Raw genomic sequence first — 19475 nt, forward strand, 5'->3', positions numbered from 1 at the left:
CCCCAATCCCGCATGCCCAATCCAGACCTACGCCGCGGCGTAACGCACCGCGCTACCTATCCAACGCGCGACGACACGGTCGGCGATCTCCGGCGCTTCATCCAGCAAACGTTCGGCGAGCATTTGCACGCGCGGCAGCAGCCCGGCGTCACGGGCGAGATCGGCGATGCGGAAACTGGCCAAACCGGTCTGCCGGGTGCCTAGCAATTCGCCCGGACCGCGCAGCTCCAGATCCTTTTCCGCAATCACGAAGCCATCGTTGGTTTGCCGCATGGTTTCCAGGCGTTGCCGCGCCATCATCGACAACGGCGCTTGATACAGCAACACGCAGCTGGATGCCGCCGCGCCGCGCCCGACCCGGCCGCGTAACTGGTGTAACTGGGCAAGGCCCAAGCGCTCGGCATTTTCGATAATCATCAACGAGGCGTTGGGCACGTCCACGCCGACTTCGATCACCGTGGTCGCGACCAGCAGATCGCTGTGGCCTTGCTTGAAATCCAGCATGGCCTTCTGCTTTTCGGCCGGCTTCATGCGGCCGTGCACCAACGCCACGCGCACGCCCGGCAGTTGCGCGGATAGCGCAGCGAAGGTGACTTCCGCGGCCTGCGCTTCGATGCGTGGCGGCCCGTTTTGTGCGCCCTTCTCGGGCTCTTCGCTTTCTTCGATCAAGGTGCACACCCAGTACGCCTGACGCCCTTCGGCGCAGGCGGCGCGGATGCGCTCGACCAGGTCAGGCCGACGTTCTGCGCTCAAGACAATCGTCTGCACCGGCGTGCGGCCGGGCGGCAGTTCATCGATGGCCGAGACATCCAGATCGGCATAGGTGGACATCGCCAAGGTGCGAGGAATTGGCGTGGCGGTCATCACCAACTGATGCGGCACGCTACCGGTGGCCGCGCCTTTGTCGCGCAATGCCAGACGCTGATGCACGCCGAAGCGGTGTTGCTCGTCGATGATGGCCAGCGCGAGGTCGTGGAAGACCACTGCCTCCTGCATCAATGCATGCGTGCCGACCACCACCTGCGCATGACCGGAGGAGACCTCGGCCATCGCAGCAGCGCGCGCCTTGCCGGTGACCTTGCCAGCCAGCCAAACGATGCGCACGCCCAACGGCTCCAGCCAGTCACGCAGATTGTTGAGATGCTGCTCGGCCAGCAGTTCAGTCGGAGCGGCAAGTGCAACCTGCTTGCCTTGCTCCACAGCAAGCATCGCCGCCAACGCGGCGATCACGGTTTTGCCGCTGCCGACATCGCCCTGCACCAGGCGCAGCATCGGCGATGGTTTGGCCAGATCCTGCGCGATCTGTTCGAACACGCGCTGCTGCGCGCCAGTGAGCTGGAACGGCAATGCGGCGCGCAGTTGCTGCACCAAATCGCCATCGCCAGACAGCATCGGCGCATGGAAGCGCTGCAAGGCGATGCGTTGCCGGCGCAGGCTCAATTGATGCGCCAGCAGTTCTTCAATCGCCAAGCGCTGCTGAGCCGGATGACCGCCCGCGAGCAATTGCTGCGGGTCGGTGTTCACCGGTGGGCGATGCATGGTCAACAACGCCTCGCGCAACGAAGGTAGCTGCTCGTCCTGCAACCAGTGCGGCGGCAGCAGTTCCAGCGCTGCTTCGGGTGGCAGCCGCTCCAACGCTTGGCCGATGAGTTTGCGCAGCGTGGCCGGGCCGACACCTTCCAGCACCGGATACACAGGGTCCAGACTATCGCCTAGCCCGGCATCCTCGCCAGGTGCGAGCACACGGTAACTGGGATGCACAATCTCCCAGCCGTGTTGACCGGGTTTTGGCGTGCCGAATACACGCAGCCGCGTGCCCGGTGCGAATTGCGCCACTTGCGCGGCGCGAAAATGGAAAAAGCGCAGCACCACGGTGCCGTGCGAATCATCCGACACCGCCACGCGCAGCATCGGCCGATAACGGAAACCGCGCTCGACCGCATCCACACGCCCTTCGATCTGCGCCGGTACACCGCCCTGCAGCTGCGCGATCGTGGTCAAACGCGTACGGTCTTCGTAGCGCAGCGGCAGGTGCAGCCACAAGTCCTGCACCGTGAGAATGCCGCGCGCAGTGAATCTCTCGGCCACTTTCGGGCCGACACCGGGCAAGCTGGAAAGCGACGCCTGGCCTGCAACGGCCAGGCTCGGTGTAACGGTATGCGCGCGCGGCACGGTAGATCGAGTCGGATCAGTCGAACTGAATCAGTCGAGCACCATCACCGCATCGACTTCGAACCCGGCGCCCTTGGGCAGACCAGAGACTTCAATGGTCGAACGTGCGGGGAACGGGGCCTGGAAATACTCCTGCATCACCGCGTTGACCGCAGCGAACTGGCCGAGGTCGGTCAGATACAGGCCCAGGCGCACGATCTTGTCGAGCGAGCCGCCGGCCGCTTCGGCCACTGCCTTAAGGTTGTCGAATGCGCGGCGTGCCTGCGCGCCGATGTCACCGGGCACAATCTCGCCGGTGGCCGGATCCAAGGGGATCTGCCCGGAGAAATACACCGTGTTGCCGGCACGCACGGCCTGCGAGTACGGGCCAATGGCGGCGGGCGCCCGGTCGGTATGGATGATCTGGGACATGAAAACTCCACTACAAAGATGTGCACAGCAGTTTAGGCGTTTGTGCGGATTTGCTCGACTGTTCTGCGAGGCAGCGCACGACGGCGCAGCAGGTGTTCAACCTGAAGCGAGCCGAAACGGCGCCATCGCACGCGGTGGCGGTCGCAATCGCGCCAACGGGATGCCGCACGCGAGACTGCAGATCGTCCTGGGCGCCCGCCCTGACGAGCATACCGCGCGCTACTGCCGCCCGACGCTCTGCACCACATGCAGACGCCGCAACCGGCGCATCACTTCGGCAAGATGGCGACGATCGCGCACCTGGATATTGAAGCGCAGCACCGCCGCATTGAAATCACGATCCAGGTAATCCACACGCTCGATATTGGACTGGCTCTGCGCAATCGCTGCGGCAAGTTGGGCCAGCACGCCGGTGCGGTTTTCCACTTCCACCACCAGCGCGGTGTCGTAATCGCCGGTGACGCCGGAATCCCAATCGATCGGCACCCAGCGCTCGGGCGATTTGCGCAGCTCGGCCAGGTTCGGGCAGTCCAGACGGTGCACCACGATGCCCTTGCCGGCGGTGTGATACCCCATGATTTCGTCGCCGGGAATCGGCTGACAACAGTTGGCGAAGCTGATCACGCCACGCTCGCTGCCGTCGATCAGGATCTTTTCGTGCGAATGCTTGGACTGGCCTGCGCCGCGCAATTCGGCGTAGGCCATCAACGCCTGCGCCGCCTGATTGGGCATCCAGTTACCGAGCGCCACATCGGCCAGCAAGGCTTCCAGACGCGGGTAACGATGCTCGTTGAGGAAGGCATCCAGCCGCCCCTTAGGCAACCGCTCCAGCGAGCTGTCCATCGCTTCCAGCGCGCGATCGAGCATGCGATGGCCAAGCTGCACGGCATCTTCGTGTTCGAGTTGCTTGAGCTGGTGGCGGATCGCGGTACGCGCCTTGCTGCTGACCACAAATTCCAGCCACTGCGGCTTGGGCGTGGCCGAACGCGCAGTAATGATCTCCACCGCCTGGCCACTGACCAGCTTGGTGCGCAGCGGCACCAGCTTTTTGTCCACGCGCGAGGCAACCGCGCGATTGCCCACGTCGGTGTGCACTGCATAGGCGAAATCCAGCGTGGTGGAATTGCGCGGCAACGCCAGAATCTTCCCCTTGGGCGTGAACAGATAGACCTCGTCCGGAAACAGGTCGACCTTGACGTTGTCCAGAAACTCCAGCGATGAGCCGGCGGCGCGCTGCGAATCGATCAACTCCACGATCCAGTCGTGCGCGCGACTCTGCGCGCTATTCGGCGATGCCGAGCCGACCTTGTAGGTCCAGTGCGCGGCCACACCGCGCTCGGCGATCAGGTCCATTTCTTCGGTGCGGATCTGCACTTCGATCGGCGATCCGTAAGGGCCAAACAACACGGTGTGCAACGACTGGTAACCATTAGCCTTGGGAATGGCGATGAAATCGCGAAAACGCCCATCCAGCGGCTTAAAGCTCGCATGCACCGCGCCTAGCGCGTGATAGCAATCGGCCACCGAGCGCACCACCAGACGGAAGCCGAACACATCCATCACCTGGTCGAAGGATTTGTTCTCTTCGTGCATCTTGGAATAGATGCTCCAGGGCGTCTTGATGCGGCTGACCAGCCGATGCTCCAGCCCTTCCTTGGCCAGCCGTTGCGACAACTGCACTTCCACCTGCGCCATCGATTCGCGACGCACCACAGGCTGGCTGCGAATGTGTTTTTCGATAATGGCGTGACGCCACGGATACAGCGCGCAAAAGCCCAGATTCTGCAGCTCGGACTTAATCAGGCTCATGCCCAGGCGCTGCGCGATGGGTGCGTAGATTTCCAGAGTTTCGCGTGCGATGCGGCTGCGCGCTTCGCTGCTCTGCGCGCCCAGCGTGCGCATGTTATGCAGACGGTCGGCGAGCTTGATCATGATCACGCGCAAATCGCGCGACATCGCCAGCAGCATCTTTCGGAAACTTTCCGCCGCCGCTTCCTGGCGGTCGCGGAACTTGAGCTTGTCCAGCTTGGTGACACCGTCGACCAACTCGGCCACCGCTTCGCCGAACTCCGACGCCAGCTCTTCGCGGGTCAGCGGGGTGTCTTCGATGGTGTCGTGCAGGATCGCGGCAATCAGCGATTCCATGTCCAGGCCAAGCTCGGCGAGCACGCCGGCAACGGCAACCGGATGCGTGATGTAGGGCTCGCCAGATTTGCGGGTCTGGCCGGCATGCGCAGTGGCACCGACTTGCCAGGCACGGCGCAGGATCGGCAGCTGCTCCTTGGGAAGGTAGCTAGCCGCGCGTTCGAGGTGCAGGACGTAGTCGGGGATGGCCTGGTCGGAAGACGGAGACGTCACGACGGTCGCCTGGGCAGTGGGGCCTGGGTTCATGACGGAAGACTATTCCAGCAACGCAGTCGCGGCAAACGTTTGCGCGCCATACAGCACAGATGAGGCATCAAACGCAAACAGCCCGCATTGGGCGGGCTGTTCTGATCGATCAAAGTGATGCGAACAATCAATCGTCGTTCTTGGACATGTCTTCGTCGGCAACCACTTCGGCAGCAGCCCACTCCAGCGCTTCGCGCTCAGCACGCTCGCGCTCGGCCTTCTCGACTTCATCGATCAGCGCGTTGTCGATCCGGCGTGCGGCGATTTCGCGCAGTGCCATCACGGTGGGCTTGTCGCTGGCGTCTGCGTTCTCGATCAGCGGCTGCACGCCGTTGGCGAGCTGACGGGCACGCTTGGAGGCCATCATGACCAGCTCGAAACGGTTGTTCACGACTTCCAGGCAATCTTCTACGGTAATGCGGGCCATGCGGGCTCCCGGCGACCAGCAACGGCCGCTCATCGAATGAGGGAAAGGGACCGGAGTGTACGCCCGGACTAGCGCCCAGGCAATCGCCGCCGACCCAGTTTCCTTTGGAATCAGGCATTTGGGCCAAAAGAAGGCGTGAAACTCAGTCCAGCAGCGCCTGAATCAGCCCGGCGTGCCGCTGCTGCTGTGCCTTGCGACGCAAGCGGCTGGCGGTGAAGATCGCGCACATCTCCGAGACAGCGGTGTCGAAGGTCTCGTTGATGATGACGTAATCGAATTCTTCGAAATGGAGCATCTCTTCGCGTGCGGCGGCTAGGCGCTGCGCCATTACATCCTCGCTGTCCTGCCCGCGCTTGCGCATGCGCTCGTCCAAGGCCTGACGCGACGGCGGCAAGATGAACACGCTGACCGCATCCGGCACCTTCTGGCGCACCTGATGCGCGCCCTGCCAGTCAATTTCCAGCAGCACGTCGTGGCCGGCGGCCAGCTGCGGCTCGACCGACTGCCGCGCGGTGCCCTTCCAGTCGCCATGCACCAGCGCGTATTCGAAGAAGTCGCCTGCTTCGATCATGCTCTGAAACTCGTCGGCGGAAACGAAATGGTAGTGCTCGGCATGCCGTTCGCCCGGCCGTGGCGCGCGCGATGTGAACGAGATCGACAAGGCGATCTTGGGATCACGCGCCAGAGTGGCGTTGACGATGCTGCTCTTGCCGGCGCCCGAGGGGGCCGCAACGATGTAGAGGGTGCCGCGCATAGGGTCAGGGATTCGGGAGTCGGAGTTGGGGAGTCGGAATTCGCGAACGGACTGCGGACCGGTACCGCCAGGGTCGACATGCTACCGGGATTGGCCGCTGCCCGCCCAAGCCAGGGATTTGCGGTCGCCCAAGCCCGAATTCCCACTCCCGGTTACTCAATGTTCTGCACCTGCTCGCGGATCTGGTCGATCAATACTTTCAAATCGACCGCGGCGTTGGAGGTGCGGCTGTCGACCGACTTGGAACCGAGGGTATTGGCTTCGCGGTTGAATTCCTGCAACAGGAAGTCCAGGCGGCGGCCGACCGGCTCGCGCTGCTTTAGCACGCGGCGGATCTCGGAAATATGGCTGGACAGGCGGTCGAGTTCTTCGTCCACGTCGAGCTTCTGCAGCCACAGCACCAGTTCCTGCTCGGCGCGGCCGGGATCGACCGGATGCGGCAGATCGGCCAGGCGTGCGGCAAGTTTGGCGCGCTGACCTTCCCGGATGGCCGGGATCAAGGTGCGCACGGTGGCGGCGATGCGTTCTATCGCATCGACCCGCTCGCTGATCGCTTCGGCCAGCTTGGCGCCTTCGCGCTCGCGCGCAGCGACAAAACTGCCCACCACCTCGTCTAGCAATGCCAGGGTCTGCGCCTGCAGCGCAGGGGCGTCCACGTCCTGCACCTGCAACACGCCCGGCAGCTGCAGCAGATCGGTGAAGCCGACCTGCAGCTTGGGAAACATCCCGTCCAGCCGTGTGGCCAACGCGCCCAGTTCCCACAGCAGCGATTCGTTGACGGCCAGCGTCTGCGCGTTGTCAGGCGCGCGCAGACGCAGCGCCAGATCCAACTTGCCGCGGCTGTTTTTTGCCGCCACGCGCTCACGCAGCATCGGCTCCAGCGCACGCAATTCTTCGGGCAGACGCACGCCCACTTCCAGAAAGCGGTGGTTGACCGAGCGCAGCTCGCAACCGAGCGTGCCCCAGGGCGTGATGCGTTCGCCGCCAGCAAACGCGGTCATGCTTCGAATCATCGTCAAATCCCGTACCTTCAAAGCGCGAATGGTACCCTAGCGGCCCTTGCCGGCTGCCTGCACGCTGCGCACTGGCGTCTAGACCCATCTCCCGACTTTCGGACTCATCGCATGACCTTTTCCCGTCCCAGCGGCCGCACGGCCGACCAGCTGCGCCCTGTGCGCATCGAACGCGCCTTCACCCGTCACGCCGAAGGCTCGGTGCTGGTCAGCTTCGGCGACACCCGCGTGCTGTGCACCGCCAGCGTTGAAAACCGCGTGCCGAACTTCCTGCGCGGCAAGGGCGAAGGATGGTTGACCGCCGAATACGGCATGTTGCCACGCTCCACCCACACCCGTTCCGATCGCGAAGCCGCACGCGGCAAGCAAGGCGGCCGCACATTGGAAATCCAGCGTCTGATCGGCCGCGCCCTGCGCGCCTGCGTGGATCGCAATGCATTGGGTGAGCGCACCATCACCCTGGACTGCGACGTGTTGCAGGCCGATGGCGGCACCCGTACTGCGGCGATCACCGGCGCCTATGTGGCGTTGGCCGATGCGGTGAACCTGCTGCAGAAGCGTGGCGACATCAAGAAGCACCCGCTGATCGGCGCGGTGGCCGCGGTGTCGGTGGGTATTTATCGCGGCGAGCCGGTGCTGGATCTGGATTACCCGGAAGACAGCGACTGCGATACCGACATGAATGTCGTGATGAACGACGGCGGCGGTTTTATCGAGCTGCAGGGCACCGCTGAAGGTCATGCGTTCCGCCGTGACGAACTCAACGCATTGCTCGCACTGGCCGAAAAAGGCATGGGCGAACTATTCGCACTGCAACGCGACGCGCTGGCCGGATGAGTCGTCACATCGCCCAGATCGCAATGACACAACTGGTCCTGGCCAGCGGTAACGCCGGCAAGCTGGAAGAGCTGAGCGCCATGCTCGCGGCGCTGCCGCTACGCATCGTCGCGCAAGGCGAACTTGGCGTGAAGGATGTACCGGAAACCGGCCTGACCTTCGTCGAGAACGCCTTGATCAAGGCACGTCATGCAAGCGCAATAACCGGTTTGCCGGCACTGGCCGACGACTCTGGCCTGATCGTCGATGCCCTGGGTGGGGCGCCCGGCTTGTACAGCGCGCACTACGCCGGCAGCCCGACCAACGCGCAGGCCAACAACGCCAAGTTGCTCGATGCGATGCGCGATGTACCGGCCGAGCGCCGCAGCGCGCGGTTTTATGCAGTGATCGTGTTACTACGGCACCCGGAAGATCCGCAACCGTTGATCGCCGAAGGCAGCTGGGAAGGTGTGATCACCACAGCGCCGCGCGGCGATGGCGGTTTTGGCTACAACCCGGTGTTTCTGGACCCGCTGTACGGCCAGACCGCTGCGGAAATGGACAGCGACTTGAAGAACCGCTTGAGCCATCGTGCGGTAGCCCTGGCCACGCTGCAGCATAAGCTGCACGCATTGTCGCTTTAAACGACAGTGTCTGACCTGATCCCACCTCCGCTCTCGCTGTACGTGCACCTACCCTGGTGCCTGCGCAAATGCCCGTACTGCGATTTCAATTCGCATGCGGCCAAGGGCGCGTTGCCGTTCGAGGAATATGTGGATGCGTTGATCCGCGACCTGGACGCGGACCTGCCGTTGGTGTGGGGCCGTGTGGTGCATTCGGTGTTCTTCGGCGGCGGCACGCCGAGCCTGTTTCCGCCCGAAGCGATCGACCGATTCTTGCAGGCCGCAGCCGCGCGACTGCGCTTTGCGCCGAATCTCGAGATCACCCTGGAAACCAATCCAGGCACGGCCGAGCATGGCCGTTTCGACCGCTACCGCGCCGCCGGCGTGAACCGCCTGAGCTTCGGCGTGCAGACTTTCGACGAGGCGGCGCTGCAGCTGCTCGGTCGCATCCACGACAGTGCCGAAGCCGAGCGCGCGATAAAGCTTGCGCAGGACGCCGGCTACGACAATTTCAATATTGATTTGATGTACGCGTTGCCGGAGCAGACGCTGACGCAAGCTGAGCACGATCTGGAACGCGCGTTCGCGCTGCAGCCCACGCACCTGTCGCATTACCAGCTCACGCTGGAACCGAACACGGTATTCTTCGCGCGGCCGCCCCAGGGCATTCCCGACGACGATGCGGCCTGCGACATCCAGCAACATTGCCAGCAGTTGCTTGCCGAGGCCGGCTACGCGCACTACGAAGTCAGCACGTATGCCAAGCCCGGGCGGCAATGCGCGCACAACCTCAATTACTGGCGTTTCGGCGATTATCTGGGCATTGGCGCAGGCGCGCACGGGAAGATCAGTTCCGGCGCCCAGCAGCATGTGCTGCGGCGCTGGAAGCACAAGCATCCGCAAAGTTATCTGGTCAGCGCCGGCACTGCGGCGTCGATCGGTGGCGATGAGATCGTGCCGCGCGAGCGGTTGCCGTTCGAATACATGCTCAACCTGCTGCGTCTGCACGAAGGCTTCCGTTCGAGCGATTTCGAGGCCCGCACCGGTTTGGCCGCGTCTGTCATCGAAACATCGGTGGCGCGTGCGGTTGCACAAGGTTGGATGACCCGGCACGACGGACGCGTGATGCCGACCGAGCTGGGCCGTCGATTCACCAATGACGTGGTCGAGTTGTTTCTGGTCTGAGTCGCAATCGCCTATCGCTTGGTAGTCGGTTTCACGGGCGCAGCGCATCGCCTGCACGACGATCGCGCGGCGCCTGTCCACGCCCGGCGGCGAGGACGAGGTGACCTCGCGCACCAAGCTCGCCGCCAAGCTCAAGACGCGCACGCGGCTCGGCGACCAGGGCGACAACGCCACTCGCAAGCCAATTTCCATGCCGGGCACATCTGCCGAAGAGGCGTGCTACGCCCAGGTGCGCAGCCTGCCGCTCGGCGCCTGGTTTGAATTCGCGAGCAACCAGCAGGCGATCTGCGCCGGCAACGGCTGTCCTGGTATAGCCCGACGACAGGCAACGCATTGTTCGTGAATCGGCGCTGGCAAAAAGTCGGCGAGCAGTCTGTCGCGGCTAATGCCCGGCGGACAAACGCGTTTGCTGATCGAAGAAAAATCGCGACTGATCGATCGCTTGGCATGCCACCATGCGCGCGCTGCGCAGCCTGGCCGGCCAGTCGCCCGTTGCAGATGACAGCCACTATCGATGTCGGCGCGCATCTGCTGTGGACCGAAGCTGCGCACGCTCCCGTTCAAGCATGGGCGGGCTTTCGCTTTCCAACCATGCCCGAGCCGCATCGACAACGCCTGGGCGCCTGGATCGCCGAAGAACAGATGCTCAGCTGACGCAGGCCGCCGGGATTGCGGCAAAATTACGCATTGCTTGCCTTGCATTGCCGATCGAGCCCCGCATGACCCAGCCCTCCCTGAGCAGCCTGTATTCCGATCACCTGCGAACGCTCACCGCGCGCGCCGACCAGGCGTTGCAGCGTGGCGGCTTCGATCATCTGGTCGTGCCCAGCGGGACAACGCACTATCAGTTATTCGACGACCGCGATTACACATACGCGGTCAACCCGCAGTTCAAGGCATGGGTGCCGCTGACGCGGGTGCCGAACAGCTGGCTGATCTACACGCCTGGCAAGCTCCCGACGGTGATCTTTTACCAGCCCTTCGACTATTGGCATGTGGTGCCCGACGCGCCCAGCGGCTGGTGGGTGGAGCATTGTGACATCCACATCATCCGCATCCCGGACGAGGCGCTGGCGCTGCTGCCCAAGCAGCCCGAACGTTGCGCGATTCTCGGTGAAGCGCAAAGCGCGCTCGGCGCGTACGTGCCGAACAACCCACAGCCGGTGATCGATTACCTGGAATACCAACGCGCGTTCAAAACGCCGTACGAACTGGCACTGCTGAGCATCGCGCAGCAGTTGGCGGTGCGCGGGCATCGCGCGGCCGAAGCGGCGTTCCGTGCTGGCCAAAGCGAATTCGGCATCCACATGGCCTATTGCACGGCGGTGGGCCAGGATGCAAATGCGCTGCCGTACGGCAACATCATCGCGCTCAACGAACACGCTGCGGTGCTGCACTACACCGAGCTCGGCCAGCAACCCCCACAGCCGCTGCGCAGCTTTCTCATCGATGCGGGTGCTTCGGCCTATGGCTATGCCAGCGACATCACCCGTACCTACGCTGCCGACCCCGGTAACGAATTCCAGGCGCTGATCGATGCGGTGGATGCCGCGCAACAGTGCATGGGCCAAAGCGTTCGCGCAGGCGTGGATTACAAGCAGCTGCACATAGACGCGCATCTGGCATTGATGTGCATCCTCAAAGACTTCGGCATCCTCACCGTATCGCCGGAAGCCGCATTGGCCACCGGCGTCAGCGCCGCGTTCTTCCCGCACGGGCTAGGCCATCTGATCGGCCTGCAGGTGCACGATGTAGCGGGCTTGGCGGCCAACGACTGCGGCGGGCGTATCGAGCGGCCGGCCGGCCATCCGTATCTACGCCTGACCCGCGTGCTCGAACCGGGCATGGTGGTCACCATCGAGCCAGGTCTGTACTTCATCGACATGTTGCTGGACGAAGTGAAGAACAACGGCCACGCCGCCAGCATCGATTGGGCGCGCGTGGCACAGTTCAAACCCTATGGCGGCATCCGCGTCGAAGACGAAGTGGTCTGCACCGATGGCGATCCGGAGAATTTGACTCGCTCGGCGCTCGCTGCATCGACTTGAGTTCCTATGGAAAAAAGGGATAGCGCGGCTGGACTCAGCGGATTCGCTTGGTCAGGAATTCTGTAGACAACTCCAATAGCTTTTCACCATGTAATTTCCCTTGGTATCAGCACTGATCGTGTCGAAGCCGTTCAGTCTCACGGAATCAATGGAAATATGTCTCTCTGTGCATTGGTTGCATGCAGGTTTCAAGTGGCCGAGCTTTACCTGATCTTTGCTGATTGACTTGTTTGGGTCTACCGAGTCGATCCACGCTCCGTGACTGTCTAGCAGACGCTAATTCAGCCGAGCGCGCGCGATGCGCTATCAGCCATCTCAGCTTCAATCTCGTCGGCGCTGCGCACCAATGCATCGGTCAATACGCGATGGCCATCGGCGGTGATCAGCACATCATCTTCGGTGCGGATGCCGATACCGCGCCACTTGGCCTCCACCGTGGTGTCGTCGGCACAGATGTAGAGCCCCGGTTCGATGGTGAACACCATGCCGGCCTCGAGCATGCGCGAATCACCGGCCAGCCGATAGTCGCCGACATCGTGCACATCCAGGCCCAGCCAATGGCCGGTCTTGTGCCGATAAAAGCGCTTGTAATGACCGTCGGCGATGTTGCGTTCCAGCTTGCCTTTGAGCAGACCTAGGCGCAGCAGTCCTTCGGTCAAGGTTTCCACCGCGGCCAGATGCCCGGCTTCGTAGGCCACACCAGGATGCGCCTGTGCGAGCGCGGCGGCCTGCGCGGCGCCGACCAGATCGTGCAGCTCACGCTGTGCCGGCGTGAAACGGCCATTGATCGGGAAAGTACGAGTGATATCGGCCGCATAGCCGCGGTATTCGGCGCCGGCATCGATGAGCACCAGTTCGCCATCGCGGCTGCGTGCGTTATTGTCGCGGTAATGCAGCACGCAGGCATTGCTGCCGGTACCGACGATGCTGCCGTACGCCGGCCATGCATCTGCGGCGCGGAATTCGCGCTCGACCTCGGCCTGCAGTTCGTATTCGTGCACGCCTGGCCGCGCCAGCCGCATCGCCGCACGATGCGCACGCACGCTGATGTCGGCGGCGTGCTGCATCAACGCGATTTCGTCGCGCGATTTGAACAGACGCTGCTCGTGCAGCAGATGCCCGAGTTCGAGGAATTCGTGCGGCGACTGCGCACCGTGGCGCACCTGCTCGCGCACACGTTTGAGCCAGCCGATCAACTTGAGATCGAAATCGACGTCGCGCCCGAAGTGGTAATAGACGCGGCTACGCCCCTCCAGCAGGCCCGGCAGAATCTCGTCGACATCGTCGATGGGGTATGCATCGTCCATGCCGTAACGCTCCACCGCGCCCTCCTGACCTTCGCGCGGACCATCCCAGGCTTCGCGTTCGGCATCGCGCTCGCGACAGAACAAGATCGCCTCGCCATGCTTGCGCCCGGGCACCAGCACCAAAACCGCTTCCGGCTCCGGAAACCCACTCAAATACCAGACATCCGAATCCTGGCGATATGGGTAATGGGTGTCGTGGCTGCGCACGCGCTCGGTCGCGGCCGGCAGGATCAAGATGGCTTGATCGCCGGCCATCTGCATCAGCTGCTTGCGCCGGCGCGCGTATTCGGCCTGGCCGATCCCGGTGCGCTTCTTCATGGCGGTTGCGAGGTCAGTTCAGACGTTGACGGAAGCGCGGGCCCATAACGCAGTCGCCATGCAGCAACAGCACCGCCACACGCACGAACTCTTCGATTTCGGCCAGCGCGGTGTCGTCTTCTTCGGCCGCATCGAAATCGTCGCTGGAGGCCTGCGCCAGACGCGCCAGATCCTGCAGCGCCTCCTCGCCCTCTTCGGTCAGCGCCGGGCGCTGCTGCGCAGCCAGGCCGAACCCGCCCAAAAAGGCGCGACACCAGTCGAACAAAGCATCAGTGCGCGCCGGCAGCGGGGCGCTGTCTTCGACCAGCATTAGCTCGAACACGAAATCGCGGTCTTCGAGCTGCGCCACGGTGGCTTGGCGCATCTGGTCCAGCGCGCCGCCCTGCGTGGGCGCCACCTGTGCGGTGTCGGCAAGGACGTACGCCAGCCAGTCGCCGCTGTCGGCGCCACCACCGCAGAGCCACCCGCACAGCCCGCCATGCAACTCCGCCGCTGAGGACACCAGCGCGAGCTGACGACTTTCGTTTTGCACAGCGGTTACCTCGGGCAGATCCATCAGGTCATCCAAGCTTGATAACAAAAGGCGCCGCCGATCAGATCGGCGATCAGACTTCCAAGTATATCAAGGCGCCCCGAGTCGGCCGCTACAGTGACATTCCATGCAGCGTTCGCGCACACGATGCCGGCCTGTCTCGATCTTGCGCCAAGCCTTGTGGTGGTTGGCCTGAGGCTGTCCGATCGGGCTATGAGCGGCGCTTGACCGCTGCGCGCACGCACCCCTATCGTGAGCGCATGGACAACGCTTCCGCCCTCGCTCAAATCCGCGCACTTGCCGCCCGCGTGGAGGCATTGGTCGAGCGCACCCAACGGCTAACCGACGAGAACCGTAGCTTGCGTCATCAACAAGAGCAGTTGATCGGCGAGCGATCGCAACTGTTGACCAAGAACGAACAGGCGCGCTCGCGCGTGGAAGCGATGATCGTGCGGTTGAAGTCACTGGAGCAGCACACGTGAGCAACAACGAGCCAGTCAGCGTGCGTATTCTGGATCGTGAATACACGGTCGGCGTGACTGCAGACGAGCGCGAGAGCCTTACTGCAGCGGCGCGGCTGCTGGATCTGCGCATGCGCGAGATTCGCGGCAGCAATCGCATGGCGGCCGTCGATCGTGTCGCGGTGCTGGCTGCGCTCAACCTTGCGCATGAATTGCAGCAGCTGCGCGAGCAGCAGGCACTCTACGATCGTGAATTGGCCAACACGCTGGAAACCTTGAATCGTCGGCTCGACAGCATTACCGATACCCCACGTTGAGGCATACGTCGCACTGCCATCGCAAAGATGAATCTTCAAGTGCTGGCCGACGAATGGGCTAGTCATTGCGCAGCAGAGGTCTATACTTCACCTGCGTTCTCTGCTGTAAACGACAGCGTGCAAAACATTCGCCTTGTCCCTTAATTACGACCACGGGGGCGCGACGAAGTCGGGTGTGCAAGTCCGCCTTGTAGCGGGAAGCCCGATGGCCTCACAGCGTCCCCACTTGAACCCCGGGTTCAAGGTCGTTTCGCCCGCATCGTCATGGTGGAGAATGCAAATCTGAAACGGCGCCTTCGGGCGTCGTTTCTTTTTGTGCGGCCAAAACGCCTGCGCTCACGGCTCCTGACTACGGTGATGCTGACGTGATGGGTTTTTTCCCATCGTCGGCTTCTGCACGAGCGCGCTTGCGCACGCTGCAGCGCGATCTCAGCACTCCCCTTGCGATCATGGGCGCGCTTTCGCGGAACACGCGTTGTCACTCCCCGCACGTAATGCATGCCAATTCCGAGCACCGGCCGCGTCCGCCTGGCGACTACGCAGTCGTTTTGTTAGCCGCTCTGAGTCGGCTCGGTGCCACCTCACATGATCTGCAAAAGTGCACAGGCTGCAATTGCACCCCCAGCTAGGCACGCGCACGCATGCCGTCGACAATGCGCAACACCCTTCGATGCGAGACACCGATGACCGACGACCGAGCCGCGTTGCGCCAGCAGTTGCGTGCGCAGCGCCGCAGCCTGCCGGCCTCGCAGCGCTTGGCCGCCGCCGATGCCTTGGCCGAGCGCTTGCTGGCGCTGCCGTTCGCGCCGCAGACCGGCGCGGTGGCCGGGTACTGGGCGATGGATGGCGAAATCGCGCTGCACCTGCCCCGTTGGCAACTTAGCCTGCCGGATGGCGTGCGCTACTGCCTGCCGGTGCTGGACGGGCGGGTGTTGCGCTTTGCGCCGTGGCAACCCGGCCAGGGCCTAGTCAGCAATCGCTACGGTATCCCGGAGCCAGACGTGGACCGTGCCGATACGCTTGCGCCCGAACAGATGACGCTGGTGCTCACACCGTTGACCGGGTTTGACGCGGCGTGCCGCCGGCTGGGCATGGGAGGCGGCTGGTATGATCGCAGCTTCGCGTTCCGGCATCGCCAAGCGCCGCCGCCCTGGCTGGTCGGCGTCGGTTTCGCCATGCAACAGGTCGCCGCCTTGCCCACCGAATCGTGGGATGTGGCGGTGGATGCCATCTGCACCGAACACGCCACCTTCCTGAAAGACGACGCCGTTTCTGTATGACTGCCCGCAAGCGCTACTGGTTGATGAAGTCCGAGCCGGACACGTTTTCCATCGATGACCTGGAGCGTGTCGGCACCGAGCCTTGGAATGGCGTGCGCAATTATCAGGCGCGCAACTTCATGCGCGACGGCATGCATGTCGGCGACGGCGTGTTCTTCTATCACTCCAATTGCAAAGTGCCGGGCATTGTCGGCATTGCCAAGGTTGCAAGCGCAGCCTACCCGGACGATACCCAGTTCGATCCAACATCCGATTACCACGACCCCAAGGCCACGCGCGAAGACCCGCGCTGGGTACTGGTGGACGTTGCATTCGAACGCAAACTCAAACGCACGATTTCGCTGGACGCAATCAAGCAACAGGCCGACGCACTTGGCGAAGGCTTCCCCCTGATCGCCCGCGGCAACCGCCTGTCGATCCTGTCGGTAACCGCCGCACAGTGGAAGCTGCTTCTAGCGATGGAGTAGCTGGGATTGGGGATCTGCCAATACCCGCCGCCCGCTCCACACCGCGCTTACCCATCCCAAATTCCCAATCACAAACCACGAGCCCACACATGTCTGAAGCAAAACGCCTGGCCGCTGAAAAAGCGATCGATTCCGTAGAGGACGGCATGATCGTCGGCGTGGGCACCGGTTCGACGGTGGCGTATTTCATCGACGCACTGGGCCGCATTGGCCATCGCATCAAGGGGGCAGTGTCCAGTTCCGAGCAAAGCAGCGCGCAGCTCAAACGTCACGGCATCGAGGTGCTGGATCTCAACCACACCGGCAATCTGTCGCTGTATGTGGATGGCGCCGACGAATGCGACCCGAACCGTTGCCTGATCAAGGGCGGCGGCGCAGCGTTGACACGCGAGAAGATCATCGCCGAAGCCAGCGAGCGCTTCATCTGCATCGTCGATCCGAGCAAGCAGGTGCCGGTGCTGGGCAAGTTCCCGCTGCCGGTCGAAGTGATTCCGATGGCGCGCAGCCTGGTCGCCCGACAGATTCTGGCCCTCATCGGCGGCCAGCCGGTGTGGCGCGATGGCGTGGTCACCGATAATGGCAACGTGTTGTTGGACGTGCACAATCTGCAGATCACCGACCCGGTGGCGTTGGAGCGCGCTTTGAATCAGATCCCGGGCGTCGTGTGCGTAGGCTTGTTTGCGCGTCGACCGGCCGATGTGGTGATCGTCGGCGGCGAACCGCCGCGCGTGATCTAACCGACCGCGCGCTTGGTTCGCTCGCCTATCGACGCGCGAACGACCGCTGCCCGACAGCCGAAGTTGAGCGACAACGACACGCCGCGAACAGTCATCGCGCGAGTGTGGGTAAAGACCTACCCTTTTCCGCGTCGACTGCCGGGGAGCCGATTCGCGCGACACGCCTGGGTCGCTGACGATGAGCGGGCAGCGCAGTGCCGCGTTGCGGCAAGATGCAGCCGGCGTGGACGCGCCGGTTGCGCGCAGTCACCGCTGGCCTGCCGCCATGCAGTCGGTCGATCGGTCGATCGGTCGCTCCCGGTGAGCATCGGCGGCTTGACGCACACCAGCGCTTGGCAGAAGGTGCGCCATCCCCCCGCCCGCTGGTACGCCGCATGCGCCATCTTCGCTTCCTCGCCCTCGCCTGTCTGATCCTGCTCAGCGGCTGCGCCAGCGCCCGCAGCTCCTGGGTGGAACTGGCCGGCACGCGCTATCAGGTGGAATTGGCGCAGAACGACGCCGACCGTGCGCAAGGCCTGATGTTCCGCGACGCCATGGAGGAGGATCGGGGCATGCTGTTCATCCATGACCGCCAGGAGCCGCTGGCGTATTGGATGAAGAACACCAAGATCGCCCTGGACATCCTGTATTTCGACAACCAGCGCCGGTTGGTGTCGCAGCAGCGCGATGTACCGCCCTGCTCGGCCGGCGATGCCTGCCCACCCTACCCCAGCAAGCAGCCGGCGCGTTACGTGCTGGAGCTCAATGCCGGCCAGGCCGCCAAGCTCAAGCTGAAAGATGGCGCCACGCTGACCTTCAGCCCCGGCATCCCGAGGCTCAAGTAAAAGAGCTGCTACACGCCTGAGCGAGCTGTTGTCCGGTAGGCGCACCGCAGGCAGGAACTGCAGCGCTTGCGCGATTCATTCCGAATCCACGGCAAGATCCCACAGGCGGTACAACTGCCTTGAAGGCCACGCGGCTTCACGCCATGCGCGCCCCTGTCAGGAAGTACCGGACTTGAACCCGGCGCCGCTTGCCGACACTCTTGGCAGCATGGTAGATATGCTCCCACTCCCCCATTGGACCGCGCTCGCCAGCCTGGACGACGATGCGGTGCCGTTGATGTCCACCGCGCTGCTGATCGCCCGCGACGAGTATCCGCAGCTAGATGCCGAGCTCTATGACACGCTGGTGCAAAACCATGTCGAGCATCTGCGCCGGGAAGTCGAGGCGATCGACCTGTGGCAGTTGAAGATGGCGGCGGTGAACCGCTACCTGTTCGACGAGCTGGGGTATTCGGGCAATCACGACGAATACTACGACCCGCGTAACAGCTACCTCAATCAGGTGCTCGAACGCCGGCTGGGCAATCCGATTTCACTGGCAATGGTGCAGATCGAAGTGGCACGCCGGCTGGGCATTCCGTTGGCAGGGGTGTCGTTTCCCGGTCATTTTTTGGTGCGCCTGCCGGTGGATGATGGCGTGCTAGTGATGGACCCGTTCAATGGCGGACGCCCGCTGGATGTGGATGAGTTACGCGAGCGCGCACGTCCGCACCTGGGCGGTGAGATTCCCGACGACCGCGCCTTGGCGCAGATTCTCGACCCGGCCCCGCATCGCGCGATCCTGATCCGCATCCTGCGCAATCTGCACGGCGTGTACGCCGATGCCGAGCACTGGGACCGTGCCGCACGCAGCGCCGACCGCATCTTGAAGCTAGTGTCCGATCAACCCGAAGCCCTGCGTGATCGCGGCATGGCCTATCTGCATCTGGGTCATCGCAACGGCGCCCGTCGCGACCTGTCGCGCTACCTGCAGCTTCACCCCAGCGCGCAGGATGCAGCCAGCCTGCATGAGCACTTGGTCGAGTTGAACAGCCAGCGCGCACGCGCGCACTGACGTGACGGCGATTGCTCATGGAGATCTGCGCGCTGGCAATGCACCGCAGGCGCCCACCTGCCGATAAGCGCAGTAGTTTTGATCGCCACGCTCAGCCGATCTCCACCATCTCGAAATCCTCCTTGGTCACGCCGCAATCGGGGCAGGTCCAGCTGTCGGGCACATCTTTCCAGCGTGTGCCCGGGGCGATGCCTTCTTCGGGCATGCCGTCGGCCTCGTGGTAGAGAAACCCGCAGACGACGCACATCCAGGTGCGGTAGGTGGTCGTGGATGTCTCGCTCATCGGATAATCGCGGTTACGCAACGGTGGGGCTGCATTGTCCCATCCCACCTACCGC

20 protein-coding genes, 1 other RNA gene and 2 pseudogenes are annotated in these 19475 nt (G+C 63.4%); 14 read left to right on the forward strand and 9 right to left on the reverse strand.

From position 1 onward, the window contains the following. Positions 1-27: 27 nt before the first annotated feature. From recG to PD885_RS16270, 6 genes are all read right to left on the reverse strand, one after another. On the reverse strand, positions 28-2172 hold the full coding sequence (gene recG / locus PD885_RS16245) for an ATP-dependent DNA helicase RecG (RefSeq protein WP_002812416.1): 2145 nt from the start codon (positions 2170-2172) through the stop codon (positions 28-30). Between the two features lie 30 nt (positions 2173-2202). Further along, positions 2203-2583 (reverse strand): RidA family protein, encoded by a 381-nt coding sequence (locus PD885_RS16250; protein WP_002812417.1) that lies wholly within the window; start codon positions 2581-2583, stop codon positions 2203-2205. A 219-nt stretch (positions 2584-2802) separates the two neighbouring features. After that, entirely contained in the window at positions 2803-4974 is a 2172-nt protein-coding gene (locus tag PD885_RS16255) for a RelA/SpoT family protein (RefSeq protein ID WP_002812421.1), read from the reverse strand. A 127-nt stretch (positions 4975-5101) separates the two neighbouring features. After that, positions 5102-5401: a DNA-directed RNA polymerase subunit omega gene (rpoZ, locus tag PD885_RS16260; RefSeq protein ID WP_002812428.1), complete on the reverse strand. Its 300-nt coding sequence runs from the start codon at positions 5399-5401 to the stop codon at positions 5102-5104. Between the two features lie 142 nt (positions 5402-5543). Beyond that, positions 5544-6155: a guanylate kinase gene (gene gmk / locus PD885_RS16265; protein ID WP_002812429.1), complete on the reverse strand. Its 612-nt coding sequence runs from the start codon at positions 6153-6155 to the stop codon at positions 5544-5546. 152 nt (positions 6156-6307) lie between these two features. Then, a complete protein-coding gene (locus PD885_RS16270) occupies positions 6308-7168 on the reverse strand; it encodes a YicC/YloC family endoribonuclease (RefSeq protein ID WP_002812431.1) in 861 nt (286 codons plus the stop codon). 111 nt (positions 7169-7279) lie between these two features. On the opposite strand from PD885_RS16270, the gene rph reads away from it, so the two are divergent. From rph to pepQ, 6 genes and pseudogenes are all read left to right on the forward strand, one after another. Then, on the forward strand, positions 7280-8005 hold the full coding sequence (rph, locus tag PD885_RS16275) for a ribonuclease PH (protein WP_002812434.1): 726 nt from the start codon (positions 7280-7282) through the stop codon (positions 8003-8005). Between the two features lie 23 nt (positions 8006-8028). Next, positions 8029-8628: an RdgB/HAM1 family non-canonical purine NTP pyrophosphatase gene (gene rdgB / locus PD885_RS16280; protein ID WP_002812435.1), complete on the forward strand. Its 600-nt coding sequence runs from the start codon at positions 8029-8031 to the stop codon at positions 8626-8628. A 6-nt stretch (positions 8629-8634) separates the two neighbouring features. After that, entirely contained in the window at positions 8635-9792 is a 1158-nt protein-coding gene (gene hemW, locus PD885_RS16285) for a radical SAM family heme chaperone HemW (RefSeq protein ID WP_002812438.1), read from the forward strand. Positions 9793-9853: 61 nt separating this feature from the next. Next, positions 9854-10292, forward strand: a pseudogene (locus PD885_RS16290) (DUF1631 family protein); the annotation flags it as partial. A gap of 10 nt (positions 10293-10302) precedes the next feature. Then, positions 10303-10446, forward strand: a pseudogene (locus tag PD885_RS16295) (PilZ domain-containing protein); the annotation flags it as partial. Positions 10447-10511: 65 nt separating this feature from the next. Then, the gene (gene pepQ / locus PD885_RS16300) at positions 10512-11840 is read left to right on the forward strand and encodes a Xaa-Pro dipeptidase (protein WP_002812447.1); all 1329 of its coding nucleotides are present in this window, start codon (positions 10512-10514) and stop codon (positions 11838-11840) included. 281 nt (positions 11841-12121) lie between these two features. On the opposite strand, the gene PD885_RS16305 is transcribed toward pepQ, so the two are convergent. Both PD885_RS16305 and PD885_RS16310 read right to left on the reverse strand, forming a co-directional pair. After that, positions 12122-13465 carry an aminopeptidase P N-terminal domain-containing protein gene (locus PD885_RS16305; RefSeq protein ID WP_002812450.1) on the reverse strand — a complete coding sequence of 448 codons (1344 nt, stop codon included), beginning with the start codon at positions 13463-13465 and terminating at the stop codon, positions 12122-12124. A gap of 13 nt (positions 13466-13478) precedes the next feature. After that, the gene (locus tag PD885_RS16310; RefSeq protein WP_002812454.1) at positions 13479-14021 is read right to left on the reverse strand and encodes a YecA/YgfB family protein; all 543 of its coding nucleotides are present in this window, start codon (positions 14019-14021) and stop codon (positions 13479-13481) included. 236 nt (positions 14022-14257) lie between these two features. Here PD885_RS16310 and PD885_RS16315 point away from each other — a divergent pair, with 236 nt between their 5' ends. From PD885_RS16315 to PD885_RS16350, 8 genes are all read left to right on the forward strand, one after another. Next, positions 14258-14479, forward strand: coding sequence for a TIGR02449 family protein (locus PD885_RS16315; protein WP_002812462.1), 222 nt, complete (start codon positions 14258-14260; stop codon positions 14477-14479). Continuing rightward, positions 14476-14775, forward strand: coding sequence for a cell division protein ZapA (locus tag PD885_RS16320; protein WP_002812465.1), 300 nt, complete (start codon positions 14476-14478; stop codon positions 14773-14775). The genes PD885_RS16315 and PD885_RS16320 overlap by 4 nt, the downstream gene beginning before the upstream one ends. Before the next feature lie 94 nt (positions 14776-14869). Continuing rightward, positions 14870-15053, forward strand: a non-coding RNA gene (ssrS, locus tag PD885_RS16325) — 6S RNA. Positions 15054-15428: 375 nt separating this feature from the next. Beyond that, the gene (locus PD885_RS16330; protein WP_082244323.1) at positions 15429-16055 is read left to right on the forward strand and encodes a 5-formyltetrahydrofolate cyclo-ligase; all 627 of its coding nucleotides are present in this window, start codon (positions 15429-15431) and stop codon (positions 16053-16055) included. Beyond that, entirely contained in the window at positions 16052-16522 is a 471-nt protein-coding gene (locus tag PD885_RS16335) for an EVE domain-containing protein (protein WP_002812469.1), read from the forward strand. The genes PD885_RS16330 and PD885_RS16335 overlap by 4 nt, the downstream gene beginning before the upstream one ends. 89 nt (positions 16523-16611) lie before the next feature. Beyond that, positions 16612-17259, forward strand: coding sequence for a ribose-5-phosphate isomerase RpiA (gene rpiA, locus PD885_RS16340; RefSeq protein WP_002812471.1), 648 nt, complete (start codon positions 16612-16614; stop codon positions 17257-17259). Positions 17260-17633: 374 nt separating this feature from the next. Then, complete coding sequence (locus tag PD885_RS16345; protein ID WP_088056994.1) at positions 17634-18083, forward strand: DUF192 domain-containing protein; 450 nt, start codon at positions 17634-17636, stop codon at positions 18081-18083. Between the two features lie 172 nt (positions 18084-18255). Beyond that, positions 18256-19137, forward strand: coding sequence for a SirB1 family protein (locus tag PD885_RS16350; protein ID WP_002812475.1), 882 nt, complete (start codon positions 18256-18258; stop codon positions 19135-19137). A 91-nt stretch (positions 19138-19228) separates the two neighbouring features. Here the strand turns inward: PD885_RS16350 and PD885_RS16355 are convergent, their stop codons facing one another. Then, positions 19229-19468: a rubredoxin gene (locus PD885_RS16355; protein WP_040762957.1), complete on the reverse strand. Its 240-nt coding sequence runs from the start codon at positions 19466-19468 to the stop codon at positions 19229-19231. Between the last annotated feature and the right edge of the window lie 7 nt (positions 19469-19475).

It is taken from the genome of Xanthomonas fragariae (assembly GCF_900183975.1).
GTDB classification, from domain to species: Bacteria; Pseudomonadota; Gammaproteobacteria; order Xanthomonadales; family Xanthomonadaceae; genus Xanthomonas; species Xanthomonas fragariae.